Raw genomic sequence first — 267 nt, 5'->3', positions numbered from 1 at the left:
CTGCTTTATAATCTACAATTAGCTTGAGAGCAGCAGCAGGGCGTGGACCCCAATGCGCAACAACTTTGTGATCGGAATTTAGAACAATCAATTTCGGAATCGCCTTACCACCATTTGTTAGAAATTGATCCATCAATTCAGGATTCTCATCTCTAAACACCAGTTTCAAATCGATATTTGAATTCAGTTCAGACATTTTATGCAGAATTGGAAGAATTTGTGCAGCATCACCACACCATCCTTCCGAAAGCACAAGCCAAGTATAAG

At 40.1% G+C, this 267-nt stretch carries 1 protein-coding gene; it reads right to left on the bottom strand.

What is annotated here, in order from left to right:
- Positions 1 to 267, bottom strand: a 267-nt coding sequence (locus Q5L94_RS13765) for a thioredoxin family protein (protein ID WP_317498919.1), incomplete at both ends; no start/stop codon positions are given.

This window comes from Idiomarina sp. Sol25 (assembly GCF_033052775.1).
In the GTDB taxonomy this organism is placed as follows: Bacteria; Pseudomonadota; Gammaproteobacteria; order Enterobacterales; family Alteromonadaceae; genus Idiomarina.
This window is presented reverse-complemented; position numbering and strand designations above follow the sequence as displayed.